Source organism: Sciscionella marina DSM 45152 (assembly GCF_000379465.1).
Classification (GTDB): Bacteria; Actinomycetota; Actinomycetes; order Mycobacteriales; family Pseudonocardiaceae; genus Sciscionella; species Sciscionella marina.
Map to the genome: position 1 here is coordinate 1 of NZ_KB905427.1, position 13,715 is coordinate 13,715.

Consider the following 13,715-nt stretch of genomic DNA (forward strand, 5'->3'; position numbering starts at 1 on the left):
ACCCACACGGTCGTCGCGTTGGACGACGTCGGCCGGCGGGTCGGTGAGAAGACCGTTGCTGCGACCAGCGATGGCCATCTCGCGTTGGTGCAGTGGGCTGCTCAGTGGGACGAGGTCGCGTTCGCGCTCGAGGACTGCCGTCATCTAACTCGCCGTCTCGAACGCGATCTGCTCACCGCCGGCTACCGAGTCGTCCGCGTTCCGNCCCGGTTGATGGCTGGTGCTCGACGGGGTGCACGCCAGCCGGGCAAGTCGGACCCCATCGACGCCGAGGCTGTGGCTTTGGCGGCGTTGCGTCAGCCTGACCTGCCGGTCGCCGAGCTTGATGGACCGACCCGCGAGGTCAAGCTAATCGTCGGCTACCGCCGCGACCTTGTCGCTCAGCGCACTCGCGTGCATAACCGGCTGCGCTGGCACCTGCACGAGTTGGCCCCCTCGCTGCACATCCCTAGCCGGGGGCTGCGTCGCTACCGTGTGATGGACGAGTTGGCCGTGAAGCTCGAGGAGTTCGATGGCATGGTCGCGCGCTTGGCCCGCGAGCTCGTCGCGGAGGCGCGCCGACTGACCGAGAGGATCAACGGCCTGGAGGCCGAGCTGCGTCCGTTGGTGCGGGAGCTTGCACCCTCGCTGCTCGCGGTTCCTGGCTGCGGCATCCTCGGCGCAGCGATGATCGTTGGCGAGACCGCCGGCGCACACCGCTTCCGGAACAATGACGCCTATGCGCGGTTCACCGGAACAGCCCCGATCCCGGTCTGGTCCGGCAGCAGCAAAGGCAAGGTGCGACTCAACCGTGGCGGCAACCGCACCATCAACACCGCGCTGCACATGGTCGCGGTGACCCAGTCCCGCGGCTACGGGCCAGGCAGGGCATACCTGGACAAGCTCGAAGCCGCTGGGAAGGGCCGCACCGAAGCCATTCGCCTGCTTCGTCGGCGCTTGTCCGACGTCGCGTTCACGGCACTGCGCACCGACGAACGAGTCCGTGCTCGGGTCGCCGATCAGGCTGACGAACCGTCGCTGCCGGCAGCGGCTTGACATAGGAGTATCGCCGAGCTCGACCGGCCACAGCGCTGATCGTGCGGTTTATCCAGCAGCATCAAGGATATCGTGACCATGGTGGGTTGGTGTGGGGTGTCGAGTCGATTTGCGCGGTGCTTTCGGAGCACGGTTGCGGGATCGCCCCATCAACCTACTACGAGCATCGTGGCCGTAGGCGGTTGCGGCAGCAGGTCCGAGACGACGAACTCAAGACCGAGGTTTCCCGTGTGTACCAGGAGAATTTCGGTGTTTACGGGGCTAGGAAGGTGTGGCTGACGTTGAACCGGGAGGGTGTCCGGGTAGCACGCTGCACCGTGGAACGGCTCATGCGGGAACTCGGCCTGGCTGGTGCTGTTCGTGGGAAGGTCAAGCGCACCACCGTGGCCGATCCGTCCGCGCCGCGGGCGGCGGATCTGGTGGATCGCCGGTTCAACCCGCGGGCGCCGAACCTGTTGTGGGTAGCGGACTTCACCTAATGGGGGAGTCGGGCGTTGTCTCGACACGGTAGACGGATGGTCGGCAGGGGTCCCTGAGATTTGACCGATCCGGTGCAGAGTGTGGCGTGAGCTGGCTGCAGGTGATCACTGCTGTTGATGCACGTGACGCTGTCAGAGGTCTGAACGTAGACGGTGACCTTGTCGGCCATCCCGGGGCCGGTGATCGGCTTGTGAGATGCCGCGCCATCGAGCGCTGTCCATTAGGTCGCCGTACCTGCCTCGAGCTCGCCGAACAACCACGACAACGGGAATCGAGGTCAGCGTTGAGTATTACGTGTGGGATCGATTGGGCCGAATCGCATCACGATGTGGCACTCGTCGACGACGGTGGGAAAGTCGTTGCGCGCCAACGGATTAGTACCGGTGTGGAAGGCTTTTCCGGTCTGCTGAGTCTGATCGCCGAACAAGGAGGAACCCCCGAGAGCACGCCGATCGGGATCGAGACCGAGAAGAGCGTCATGGTGGTCGCGCTGACGGGTGCCGGGTTCACGGTCTACCCGATCAACCCTCGTGCGGTCGCGCGTTACCGGGAACGCCACGGACAGGCCGGCGGCAAGTCCGACGCCGGCGACGCCGCGGTCCTGGCGAACATTTTGCGCACCGACCAACACATGCATCGACCGCTGGCAACGATCAGCGAACATGCGCTGGCCATCAAGGCTCTCGCACGTCAGCATCAAGAGGCGATCTGGGCGTTGAACCAGACCACGAGCCGACTGCGGTCGGTGCTGCTGGAGTTCTACCCGAACGCGGTCACCACGTTTGCCAACCTCAAGCACCACGCCGCAACCGCGATCCTGACTGCCGCCCCAACACCACACGCCGCAGCCAAGTTGACCGGTCGACGTGTCGTCGCGATCCTGCATCGCTGCGGGCGTCGCAACGACTCCAGTCTGGTCGAGAAGATCCTCACCGGGCTGAAGGCCCCGGCACTGCGCCAGCCTACGCGGGTCGAGACAGCCCTGGGCACGACCGTGCAACAGCTCATCGCAATCGTTGAGGCGATGCGCACGGCGGTCGACACACTCGAAACCCAGCTGGCCGAAGAGTTCACCGCCCATCCGATGGCCGCGACACTACGCTCCGCGCCCGGACTGGGCCCCGTGCTGGCAGCCAGGATCCTGGCAGAGATCGGCGACGATCCACATCGCTTCACCAGCGCCGCCGGACTACGTGCATTCGCCGGAACCGCCCCGGTCACACGTGCCTCCGGACGCTCGCACTACGTCAAAGCACGCAAAGTTCGCAACAAGCGCCTCGGCGACGCCTGCCACTGGTGGGCCTTCTCCATGCTCACCAAATCACCCGGCGCCCGCGCCCACTACGACCGACGCCGCGCGGCCGGCGATCACCACAATGCCGCACTCCGCAACCTCGCCAACAAGCTCCTCGGACGCCTGTGGTGGTGCATGGCCCACGACCAACCCTGGGACGACACCGCCGCCTGGCCACCACCGACATCGACCCCCGAAACCGCTGCTGCTTGACGACCGACCCGCGTGGAATGTCTACGTGTCTACGTGGTCCGGGTGGGTGTATGTCGCGTTCGTCATCGACGCCTACGCCCGCCGCATCCTCGGGTGGCGCAGTTCGACGAGTATGACCACCAGCCTCGTGCTGGATGCGGTCGAGCACGCGATCTGGACCCGAAACCGTTACGGCACAACCGATCTGAGCGGTCTGATTCATCATCACGACGCGGGCAGCCAATACACATCGCTGGCCTTCACCGAACGGCTCGCCGCAGCCGGCATCGACGCCTCGATCGGCAGCATCGGCGACAGCTACGACAAACGCCCTCGCCGAGACGATCAACGGTCTCTACAAGACCGAACTGATCAAACCGCGTAAGCCGTGGCGCACCGTCGAACAAGTCGAACTGGCCACAGCCGAATGGGTCGACTGGTACAACCACAGGCGTCTCTACCGGTACTGCGGCGACATCCCACCCGCACAACTCGAAACCGCCTACTACGATCAACACCGAGCCCAGCAACCCGCCGGGCTCTCAAACCAATAACTCTCCGAACACGCCGGGGCGATTCAGTCGTCTGTATCTGTTTCGACACGTCAGCAACGATTCACTCGCGTTCGTCTTCCCGGTCCCCACCTGACACCTCACAGGCGCCTTTTCCCCATCGCTCACCACGACGGTCTTCAGCCAACGCAACATGAGGCGGTTTGGAGCCTCCCACCGCCGGGCGACTCCGAAGGGCCAAAACCTTCATCTCCCGTGCAGCATCGCTTCAAAGACTCGACCTACCGAACCTCCTCCACGTTCAGGACACACCAAAAGACAAATGTACGGCCGAGCCAACCTCGACTTCCCCAGAAAACGAGCCCTCCTCGCATAGAACCAATAACGAAAAATGAGCCAGAGCCAACCAGCTGACACTCCCCCACCAAAATTCTGCTGCCCCGATCCCGGACGCCCACCAGGATCACGAAACACCCACCAAACCCCGCTCCACAACCCCGGCAAGACCACAAAAACAGCCACCAAAGGTTAAAATTCAAGCTTAGACTTGGAGGCGATCTAATGAATTTGAACTGACAGTGCACTGTTACAGACCGGGCTAGCGCGTGTCAAGGGTCACAGCGAGCACTTTTGTGTCTGGGCCGGGCTCCGAGTACTTCGCTACCTACGCCGCTCGATCCTCGAATCCCTTTCCTTACCGCGGCGCCCGCAACAAGGCGCCGATACGGCGAGCGAACCACCCGCCACGCCCGATACGGCACCACCAAAAACTGTCGGTGCCGTCGCATAGAATCACCTCCAACGGGACGAACCCCCGAATGGGGCGTCCTCGTGTTCTGCCGAACTCGGAGGCTTGCCGGTGAACGGTGTGCTGTTCGATGCGTTCAGGTCCTGTCTGTCTCGCCGAGGTCGGGTTCGTGGTGGGGCGTCGTCGCCGCAATCTCGGTGTCTCGTGTTTCGGGGCCGAGGAGGGCACCAACGCCGATCAGCAGGCCCGCCAGGAACAGCAGCACGAGCGGCGTGTACTGGGCGGGCATCATCGTTGCCAAGACTGTCTGGTAGAAAGCGTAAAATGACGGCAGGACGATGGCCGCGCTGAATCCCATGCCGAACCCGGAGGAGCGGATCCCGATCGGGAACCGTTCATTCAGGTAGGTTGTGGTCACTGCTGCGGTGGAGAAGGCCAGGATGTTGACGGCTGTCATGATGCCGATGGCCGCGAGAAGGCCGGTGATTCTGCCGCTGGTGAGGAGCCAGACGAGCACCGTCGCCGGTAGCGCGGTCGTCGTCGCGGTGGCGAAGAAGAAGTTGCGGCGTCCGATCCGCTGGCTGAGTGCCCCTGCGGCTGGGTAGATGAGGGCGAGAATGGCATAGGCGACGATCTGGACGACGGTGACTGCGGTGGGGCCCAGGTGGGCCGGTCCCGCGAGTGTCTTCGGCACGACGGCGGCGAGGATGTTGGCAGCCAGCCAGCTGCCGGTCATCAGGACGAAGACCTGAAGGAAGCTGTGCAAGTTCGGTCCCCGGAGCAGGTCCCGCATGGGCGATGAGCTCTTGGGGGCACGAATCCAGGTCTCCGATTCCGTGACGTGCCGTGCGTACCACACCGCTACGGCGAACGCGAGCAGGCATCCGATGACGAACGGTATTCGCCAGCCCCACTGAACATAGGGGGAGTCGATCCCGGCTGCGGGCGCGAAATGCAGGACTACGAATGTCACCAACGCGGCGAAGCAGTACGCGAGCGGGTATCCGCTCATGATGGAGGCTCCGTGGAGCCCGCGTCGGCGAGGCGGACTCGCCTCGAGCGCGAGCACGCTGGCTCCCGTGTACTCGCCGCCAAGGAAGACCCCGTCGACGAATCGGAGCACGATGAGGAGGGAGAGCGCGGCGACGCCCCAGGTCCGGTACCCCGGGAGCGCGGCGATCGCCAGGGTCGTGGTGCCGAATCCGACGATGGAAATGAGGGCTACCTTACGCCGCCCGACCTTGTCGGCCCAGTGCCCGAACACGAAGGCACCGACCGGTCGGCCCAGGAACGCGGCGACGAAGACGAGGCTGCTGGTGATCGCCGCGGTGGCAGGCGACACGTCGCTGGCGTCGAAGTAAGCGGCTGCCGGCACGAGCGCGATAATCGGCAGGTAGACGTCGAACATGTCGACGAAGAAGCCGAGCCAGGCGCCGACCAGCGCGGCCCGCGATCCGGTGCCCGCGATACTCGGACGCCCACGGGTTCTCTCGCCCGTACGGTACCTCATGATAGTTGGGGGGCTCGCGTTTTTGCGTCATGGGTGTCCGGAAGCACGACCCACAAACCCTCGCAGTCCGCGATCAGCGTGTCACCCAGCACCAGAGTGCCGGACACGAATATCTTGCGGCGTTCGTGCGATGTGATCTGGCCACGGACGACGACATTCGTCTGAACCGGGCACACAGAACGGTAGTTGACGTGGAGATACGCTGTTCGCGTCGGCTTACGGACGTTCGCGAGGCGGCCGAGAAGGTCGTCGAAGACAAAAGCGATCGAGCCGCCGTGGACGCCGCCGCCGCCGCCGTGGTGGAAAGCCGAAAACTGCACGTTCCCCTCCGCCGAGTCCTGGTCCCGCTGCGTTATCTCTACCGGAACGATCAGGGGGTCTTCGCGGCCGGAGATGTCGCCGCGAACCTGCTGGGTTCCCGGTTGTGTCCTGAACTCCTGCAGTGATGCCACTGCCTGAGCCAGATGTTCGCGGGCACTGTGTGCACGAGAAGCCGAAGGCTCACAACAGGCGATCACATCCTGCAGCTGCCGGAGGGTCTTCACGAGCGCGGCATATGATTCGCCGCGATCGGTACTCGCGTCGAAGCTCCACGGACTGACGCTGTCCGCACGAGGGCTGACGTCACTCGAACTCATCTCGCGAACCAACCGACTGTGCCTCCGAACGGTCAAGCCGCACCCCGAATGCGGCGGCAACAAGGCAGCATCCACCGAGCCGGGCTCGTATCGGCCGAGCCGTCCACTTCGACGGTTGTCGGCCTGGCCTTAACAGTTACACTGACAGTGCAACTGTGATACCAACAGGGTAGGAGACTGTCAAGTATCGCGGTGCCCGCCCGGTAATGCCCGCGCGACCGGGCTGTGCGATTCTGCTCCGGTCACTTGCGCAGCGCGCCGACCCGTGCCAAAAAATCTGCCATCGGCTCGGCGTCCGCCACGGCGCGTCGCGCCAGCAGCGCGACCTTCGGCCAGTTCACCGCGAGCACGCCCACGAGCGTGCCCGACGGTCGGGTGTAGGCCGCGCAGAATCGTTTGTGTCCGGAGTCCTCGATGACGCACTCGCTGGCACCTCGGTCTGGGCGTCCCGCGACTTGGATCTTCCACTCGTACTGGTTGCTCCAGACGTATTCGACGGGCGCGAACTCGGCTACCGACCACGGCTGCGCGATCGCCTTCGCCACGAACTGGGCCTGCTCGACTGCGTTGGTCCAGTGTTCGACCCGGACGGTTTCGTTGTGACGGCGATGGAACCACCGTGCGACGTCGCCGGCCGCGTAGATGTTGGTGTGGCCTCGGGCCCGGCACCGGCTGTCGCACACGACACCGTTTTCGACGGCGAGTCCTGAGGAGCTCAGCCACTCGTCGTTTGGCACGACGCCGATGCCGACCACGACCAGATCGACGTTCAGCGTGCTGGTGTCGTCCAGGTGCACGACCGCGCAGTCAGCTCGGTCCTCGATCCCGGTGATGCCGCGGCCGAATCGTGTGGTGACGCCGTTCATAGCGTGCAGCCGGGTGAACCGTTGTCCCATCTCGTCCCCGAAAAGCCGGCCCATCGGCACCGGTGCCGGGTCGATGACGACGACGTCCAGACCGAGCGTGCGTGCGGCCGACGCCACCTCGGCACCGATGAAGCCCGCGCCCACCACAGCCACCGTGCGGCTCGTCCGCAGTGCCCGGCGCAGCCTCCTGCCATCTGCGAGAGTCCGCAATTCGACGATACGCTCGTGCGACGGCCATGGCATCGGGCGAGTGCGTGCACCGGTGGCGATCACGAGAGCATCGAAGCCGAGTCTCGTACCGTCCTCGAGGCATATCTCGGGCCGGGCGAGGTCGAGCTCGACGGCGGCTGCGCCGAGGCGCAGTTCGATCGCCTTCTCGCGCGCCCGGTCAGCCGGAAGCAATGGCTGTGGCAGCTCGTTCGCGGATGTCAGCAGGTCTTTGGACAGCGGTGGGCGATCGTAGGGCGCAACGGCTTGTTCGTCGACCAGGACGATGTCACCGGCATAGCCGAGCTGGCGCAGGTCGAGAGCGACCCGGGTGCCCGCCACGGATCCGCCGACGATCAAGGTGGTTGGCATCGGTAGTCCTCTCGGAGGCGCTCGGGAGAGTGTCGATCGTAAGGTGATTGTACTGTCAGAATAAACCGTCGCGTGGCGGTACCACCCAGGGTTCGCCGTATTCCCGCCATGGCGGGAATACGGCGAACCCGGCACTCCGTCGGAGAGGCAAACGCCTTGGTATACACGGGCTCCGTGTGCCGGCGGTCGGCGCCGGGAGCGCTCCTGGCGACCAGGTGGACCATGGTTGACACTCGGTGAACCGTCTGCAATTCTAAACTGACAGTGTAAGTGAGATGTCGGGTATTGCGGTGAAGGAGAGACTGTCGCCATGTCAGAAACGTCGGCTAGCGGAGCCACCGCAACTACCGAGCTTCGGTATGGACCTCGGCAACGTCACTCGAAGGCACTCGACATCACTCGCCGCGGCCTCGAGCTCGTCGCCACGCACAGCAACGAGCAGGCGGATGGGGTCATGGAACGTGCCTCCTCGGTCTATCTGGCCGAGGAGCGGCAGGACGAGGAAATCGAGGTCCTTTTCCGCCGTACTCCGATCTTCGCAGCCCTGAGCGTAGAGATCCCCCTGCCTGGTTCGTACAAGACCCTGGACATCCCGAAGGCGCCGATTGTCATCGTCCGGCAGGAGGATGGTTCGTTGCGGGCCTTCCTGAACATCTGCCGCCACCGCGGCGCCTCGGTGGCCTACGGCAACGGGTCGGCGCGGACATTCGTGTGCAAGTACCACGGTTGGGCATATGGCCTGGACGGCGGTCTGCGCAAGGTTCGTGGTGGGGATAACTTCGGCCCGCTCGACACGTCCTGTTTCGGTCTGACGGAGGTGGCTGTGGCAGAACGCTACGGATTGGTCTATGTGCGGGCCACACCGCTGCAGGTCGACCCTGAGCCGATCGATCTGGATGCGGTTCTTGCCGGTCTGGCCCCGCAGTTCAGGGAATGGGGGTTCGAGACCGGTCTTGCGGAGCCACGGATCCACGAGCCCGTGCTTACCGCGTCGAACTGGAAGCTCGCCGTCGATGGATATTTGGAGCCGTACCACTTCGCGTCACTGCACAAGACGACCGTGGCGCGATACAACAACTCCAACCAGGCGACTTTTGACGCCTACGGCCCCAACTCGGTTAGCGGCTTTCTTGGCCGCAAGATCGAGCAGCTCGCTGAACTACCGGAAGCGGAATGGCCGCTGATGCGCCACGTGCAGGTGATCTACATGTTGTTCCCGAATGTGATCCTCTCGGTCATGCAGGATCATGTCGAGTACTCGCAGATTATGCCGGGAGCAACGGTTGACTCGAACATCATGTACCACCTGTATTTCCGCTATCCCGAATGGGGCGACGAGGAGATGCACGGCAAGCGATTCGTCAACACGCAGTGGATCCTGACGGAAGAGGACATCCCAATGGCCGAGGAGGTCCATCGCAATCTGGCGTCGGGTGGCCAGTCGAAACTGGTCTTCGGCCGAAACGAACCAGCACTCCAGCACCAGCACCGCAGTATCGACCGAGCGCTTGAAGAAGCGAGCACTGGCTGAGGACACCGAAGGCGGACCAGGCACGGGGGATCTGACGAAGGGACCACAAAGAAGTGACGGCACCAATCGACTATTCCGCAAAGCTACACTTCGGACCGACGACCAACGACGTTCACCAGGGTATCGATCTGGCACGGATGCGGGCCGAACGGGCCGAACGTCTGCGTGGCGTGTTGCGCGCGCACGGTGTTCCGGCGCTTTTGATCACCGGCGCTGAGAACGTTCGGTACGCGGTGGGCTTCTGGTGGTCGGAGTTCCAGTTGCAGGCGGCCTACGCCCTGTTCTTCGCCGAGCACGAGCCGGTCGTCTTCGCCCCGGCCGGTTCGTATCATCAGATGCCGGATCAGGCACCGTGGATTCCGCACTGGCGCATCGCGCGGTCGTGGATGGGCGGCACAGTCTCGGAGGGGGCCGCCGCTGAGGAGGCCAAGCTGTTCGCCGACGGCATCGCCGCCGAACTGAGCGAGCGTGGACTCGTCGGCGAGCCACTGGCGGTCAGCGAGTTCGACAACCGCGCGATCGAGGCGCTCACCGCCCAGGATATCGAGGTACGCGCAGGGCTGCCCCTGCTGATGGAGTCCTCTCGGATTAAGACGCAGGACGAGATCAGCTGCCTCAAGATGGTGGCTTCCATCAGCACGAACGCGTTCATGCAGGCACTCGAGTCGTTGCGGCCCGGAGTGTTGCAGAGCAAGGTGGCCAGGGAAGTCAAGCGGGCCAGTGAGGAGGCGGGCGCGGAGTTCGGTGCGTCGAAGGTGATGGCCGGACCGCTGGCGTTCGAGCGCGGCATCAGTGGAAGCGACCGGCGTCTCGAATACGGCGATCTCGCCTATGTGCTCACCTGCGGTACCTCGTTCCTGGGCTACACGGCCTGCCTGTACCGTCAGTACGTCGTCGGCCGTTCTGCCACCGCGCAAGAGCAGGGCTTGTACTCGGAACTGCATGACCGTATGGACACGGTGATTGGCGAGCTGCGCCCCGGCAGCAGCACAGCCGACGTGGCCGCGCACTTCGCACCCGCGAGCAAGTTCGGCTTCGCGGACGAGGCCGAGTTGTTGACGATCGAGTACGCGCACGGGATCGGACTGGTCAACGTCGGGTCGCGTTTCGTGCACTACAACTATCCGATCATCAACCGGCAGTGGTCGCTGCGGTATCCCGAGGAGATCGAGGAGGGCATGGTGATCGCGGTCGAGGGCATCGAGGGCCAACACCGCGGGGGCGGCGTGCGGACCGAGTCGATGGTCGTGGTTACCGCGGACGGCCCTGAGCTGATCGACCATTTCCCGCGGGACGAGATCCTGGTCGCGGGCGCGATCTGAGGTCTCGGTGGCCAGGATGTTCCGCCGGACGCGGACGCGGCCGGCACGGGCGAGAGTGCAGTGGAATGGGAGGCTGACCGGTGTCCGTTGAACTGGACGACCCCGCACGGCGATGGTATGAGCCGGGTGTGTTCACCGTCGCCCCCGGAGTGCACCGCATTCCGCTTCCCCTCCCTGACGAGCTACGCGCGGTCAACGTGTACGCCGTCGAGGGAAACGACGGGTTCACGCTGATCGATTCGGGTCTCGTCCTCGACGCGGCCCGGACCCAGCTTGAGGCCGCGCTGAAGGATCTCGGTGGCGGCCTGGGCGACGTCCGCCAGTTCCTGGTCACGCACGTGCACCGTGATCACTACACGCAGGCGGTCGCGGTGCGGCGTGACTTCGGCGCGAGGGTGGGGCTGGGCGTCGGCGAGCAGCCGTCGTTAGCCGTGGTCTCAAACCCGGCCTCGACCCCATACCGGCACCAGCTTGCGAGCCTGCGCCGAAACGGAGCGGAGAAGGTCGCCGACGAGCTGACGGCAGTGCTGCCCGAGGAGAGCGTGCCGCACAGTGCGTGGGAGGCTCCCGACGAGTGGCTTCAGCCGGGCACTGTGGTGCGGGCGGGGCACCGCGGACTAGAGGCGAAAGCGACACCGGGGCACACGCAGGGCCACCTGGTCTACTTCGATCGCGCCGCCTGCTTGCTGTTCGGCGGGGACCACATCCTCCCGCACATCACGCCCTCCATCGGGCTGGAACCGGTGCCGGGCGAGTCCCCGCTGGGGGACTACCTCGACTCACTGCGCGCGGTGCGCCTGCTGCCCGACGCCCGCCTACTACCCGCGCACGGCCCGGTGATCGACAGTAGTCATGCCCGGATAGACGAGCTGCTGCGACACCACGACACCCGCCTTCAACTCACGGCCGAGGCGGTCGTTCAGGGCGCCGCCACCGCGTACGAGGTGAGCGAGGCGCTGCGCTGGACGGGGCGCGAGCGAGAGTTCGCCACACTGCCACCACGACATCAGATGATGGCCGTCATCGAGACGGTGTGGCACCTGGCCTTGCTGGAGGTCCGCGGCGTGGTCACATCCGAAGAGCGGAATGGGACCATCCGCTTCGCTCCCGCATCCACGGGGTGACCAGATGGCGGTGATCGTTCCGGGGACGGCGATGCCAGTCAGCTACGAACCGCTGAGTCCGGTCAGTTTTCTCGATCGATCCGCCGTCGTGTACCGGGACCGCCTCGCGGTCGTCGATGGCGATCGGCGGTTCTCCTACGGCGAATTCCACGAGCGGTGCCTGCGCCAGGCCGGCCTTCTCGCCGCGGCGGGGGTCGGTGCTGGTGACCGGGTCGCGGTACTGGCGCCCAATAGTTCGCTGCTGCTCGAGGCGCACTACGGGGCTCCCTACGCGGGCGCGGTGCTGGTGGCGCTCAACGTCCGGCTTACGCCGGGGGAACTGGCCGTGATCGTGGAGCATTCCGGAGCACGGGTACTCCTGTACAGCGCCGAGATGGAAACCGCAGCGGAAGAGATCCAGGCCACCACGGCGGGGCCCCTGACCCTTATCTGTGGCGACGACGAGTACGAGTCGTTGCTGGAAACGGCATCGCCTACACGGACGGACGTCACGGACGAACGAGGCCTGCTCGCGCTGAACTACACCAGCGGGACCACGGGCCGCCCGAAAGGGGTCATGTACCACCACCGTGGCGCCTATCTGCAGGCCTTGGCGATGGCCGGTCATTTCCGGTTGAGCTCCGACACCCGATACCTGTGGACCCTGCCGATGTTCCACTGCAACGGCTGGTGCTTCACCTGGGCGGTCACCGCCGCCGGTGGCACCCACATCTGCCTTCCGCGGCCTGAGCCAGCGCTGGTGTGGACCCTGATGCGGAGCGAGCGGGTCACCCACTTGTGCGCCGCACCGACCGTTCTGGTCTCTTTGCTGTCCGACGAGGCGGCGGCGGTAAGGCCGGGTGGACGGGTGATCGCCGCGGTGGGTGGCGCCCCACCGACACCGAGGCTGCTCGAGGACTGCGCGGCGGTGGGCCTCGACATCACCCACCTGTACGGGCTGACCGAGACCTTTGGCCCTTTGGCGATCTGCGACTGGCAGTCCCGGTGGGACGGGCTTCCCGCTCCCGAGCAGGCCCGGCGCCGCGCACGACAGGGGGTGGGCAACGTCATCGCCTGCGCCCTCCGGGTGGTCTCCGCGAGCGGGACGGATGTGCCTGCCGACGGGCAGACGGCCGGCGAGATCGCGGTGCGCGGGAACAACGTCATGCTCGGGTACTTCCGCGACCAAGAGGCGACCGCGGCCGCGATACCGGACGGCTGGTTCCGTACTGGGGACGTCGCGGTGATGCATCCCGACGGCTATCTGGAGATCCGCGACCGCACGAAGGACGTCATCATTTCGGGCGGCGAGAACATCTCCTCCGTGGAGGTCGAGGCCGTGCTCGCGGCGCACCCGCAGGTGCTCGAGGCCGCTGTGGTGGCCGCACCGGATGGCAAGTGGGGCGAGCGGCCGGTCGCGTGGGTAACGCCGCGCGGTGGCGAGCCACCTTCGGCCGCCGAGCTGCGGACCTACGTCCACGGACGGCTCGCGGGCTTCAAGGTGCCCGCCCGATTCTACTTCGGGCCGCTGCCGAAGACGAGCACGGGCAAGATCCAGAAATACCTGCTTCGGAAACGGTCCGCTCAGGACGCCGAGGAAGCGGCACCACACCCGTGACTGGGACCGGCACACTGGCGGCCGATGCCCTAGATGATTGATTCCTTGGTCAGTGGTCGTAGGCGGTCAGTGACCGTTTGTTGATGGCATCAGTGGTCCAGTTGTGCCAGATTCCGGCGGCCATGGCGAGGAGGCGTTGGGCGACGCGGGTGAACACGCCGGTTGGGGTGCGTCCGCTGTGGTGTTCGAGACCGAGTTGACCTTTCAGTGTCTGGTTCACTGATTCGATCCACTGGCGCACCCTGCCGAGGTGGCCGTGGGTGTAGGTCTCGTCGCGGCGGTCTGGT

The 13,715-nt window shown here is 65.2% G+C and carries 9 protein-coding genes and 3 pseudogenes; 8 read left to right on the plus strand and 4 right to left on the minus strand.

The annotated features are described in order from the left end of the window. The 4 genes and pseudogenes from A37U_RS46940 to A37U_RS46945 form a co-directional block, all read left to right on the plus strand. Positions 1 to 1,035 (plus strand): IS110 family RNA-guided transposase (locus A37U_RS46940; RefSeq protein ID WP_020498807.1); only part of this gene is annotated, 1,035 nt, incomplete at its 5' end. Between the two features lie 14 nt (positions 1,036 to 1,049). Continuing rightward, positions 1,050 to 1,511: pseudogene (locus A37U_RS0135445) on the plus strand (IS3 family transposase); the annotation flags it as partial. A 194-nt stretch (positions 1,512 to 1,705) separates the two neighbouring features. Continuing rightward, positions 1,706 to 3,022, plus strand: a complete 1,317-nt coding sequence (locus tag A37U_RS0135450; protein WP_276143477.1) for an IS110 family RNA-guided transposase — start codon at positions 1,706 to 1,708, stop codon at positions 3,020 to 3,022. Between the two features lie 22 nt (positions 3,023 to 3,044). Then, a pseudogene (locus A37U_RS46945) lies at positions 3,045 to 3,555 on the plus strand (IS3 family transposase); the annotation flags it as partial. A gap of 842 nt (positions 3,556 to 4,397) precedes the next feature. On the opposite strand, the gene A37U_RS0135460 reads toward A37U_RS46945, so the two are convergent. The 3 genes from A37U_RS0135460 to A37U_RS0135470 form a co-directional block, all read right to left on the minus strand. After that, on the minus strand, positions 4,398 to 5,771 hold the full coding sequence (locus tag A37U_RS0135460) for an MFS transporter (RefSeq protein WP_020501411.1): 1,374 nt from the start codon (positions 5,769 to 5,771) through the stop codon (positions 4,398 to 4,400). Continuing rightward, positions 5,768 to 6,409 carry a hypothetical protein gene (locus tag A37U_RS46950; RefSeq protein WP_157183236.1) on the minus strand — a complete coding sequence of 214 codons (642 nt, stop codon included), beginning with the start codon at positions 6,407 to 6,409 and terminating at the stop codon, positions 5,768 to 5,770. The genes A37U_RS0135460 and A37U_RS46950 overlap by 4 nt, the downstream gene beginning before the upstream one ends. A gap of 242 nt (positions 6,410 to 6,651) precedes the next feature. Continuing rightward, positions 6,652 to 7,854 carry an NAD(P)/FAD-dependent oxidoreductase gene (locus A37U_RS0135470; protein WP_020501413.1) on the minus strand — a complete coding sequence of 401 codons (1,203 nt, stop codon included), beginning with the start codon at positions 7,852 to 7,854 and terminating at the stop codon, positions 6,652 to 6,654. A 310-nt stretch (positions 7,855 to 8,164) separates the two neighbouring features. Here A37U_RS0135470 and A37U_RS0135475 point away from each other — a divergent pair, with 310 nt between their 5' ends. The 4 genes from A37U_RS0135475 (at position 8,165) to A37U_RS0135490 (ending at position 13,428) form a co-directional block, all read left to right on the plus strand. Beyond that, a complete protein-coding gene (locus A37U_RS0135475) occupies positions 8,165 to 9,385 on the plus strand; it encodes an aromatic ring-hydroxylating oxygenase subunit alpha (RefSeq protein WP_083934173.1) in 1,221 nt (406 codons plus the stop codon). Positions 9,386 to 9,522: 137 nt separating this feature from the next. Further along, the gene (locus A37U_RS0135480) at positions 9,523 to 10,707 is read left to right on the plus strand and encodes a M24 family metallopeptidase (protein ID WP_157183238.1); all 1,185 of its coding nucleotides are present in this window, start codon (positions 9,523 to 9,525) and stop codon (positions 10,705 to 10,707) included. A gap of 80 nt (positions 10,708 to 10,787) precedes the next feature. Further along, a complete protein-coding gene (locus tag A37U_RS0135485) occupies positions 10,788 to 11,831 on the plus strand; it encodes an MBL fold metallo-hydrolase (RefSeq protein ID WP_026197961.1) in 1,044 nt (347 codons plus the stop codon). Between the two features lie 4 nt (positions 11,832 to 11,835). Then, positions 11,836 to 13,428 (plus strand): AMP-binding protein, encoded by a 1,593-nt coding sequence (locus tag A37U_RS0135490; RefSeq protein ID WP_240437786.1) that lies wholly within the window; start codon positions 11,836 to 11,838, stop codon positions 13,426 to 13,428. A 49-nt stretch (positions 13,429 to 13,477) separates the two neighbouring features. On the opposite strand, the pseudogene A37U_RS0135495 reads toward A37U_RS0135490, so the two are convergent. Further along, positions 13,478 to 13,715 (minus strand): annotated as a pseudogene (locus A37U_RS0135495) (IS982 family transposase); the annotation flags it as partial.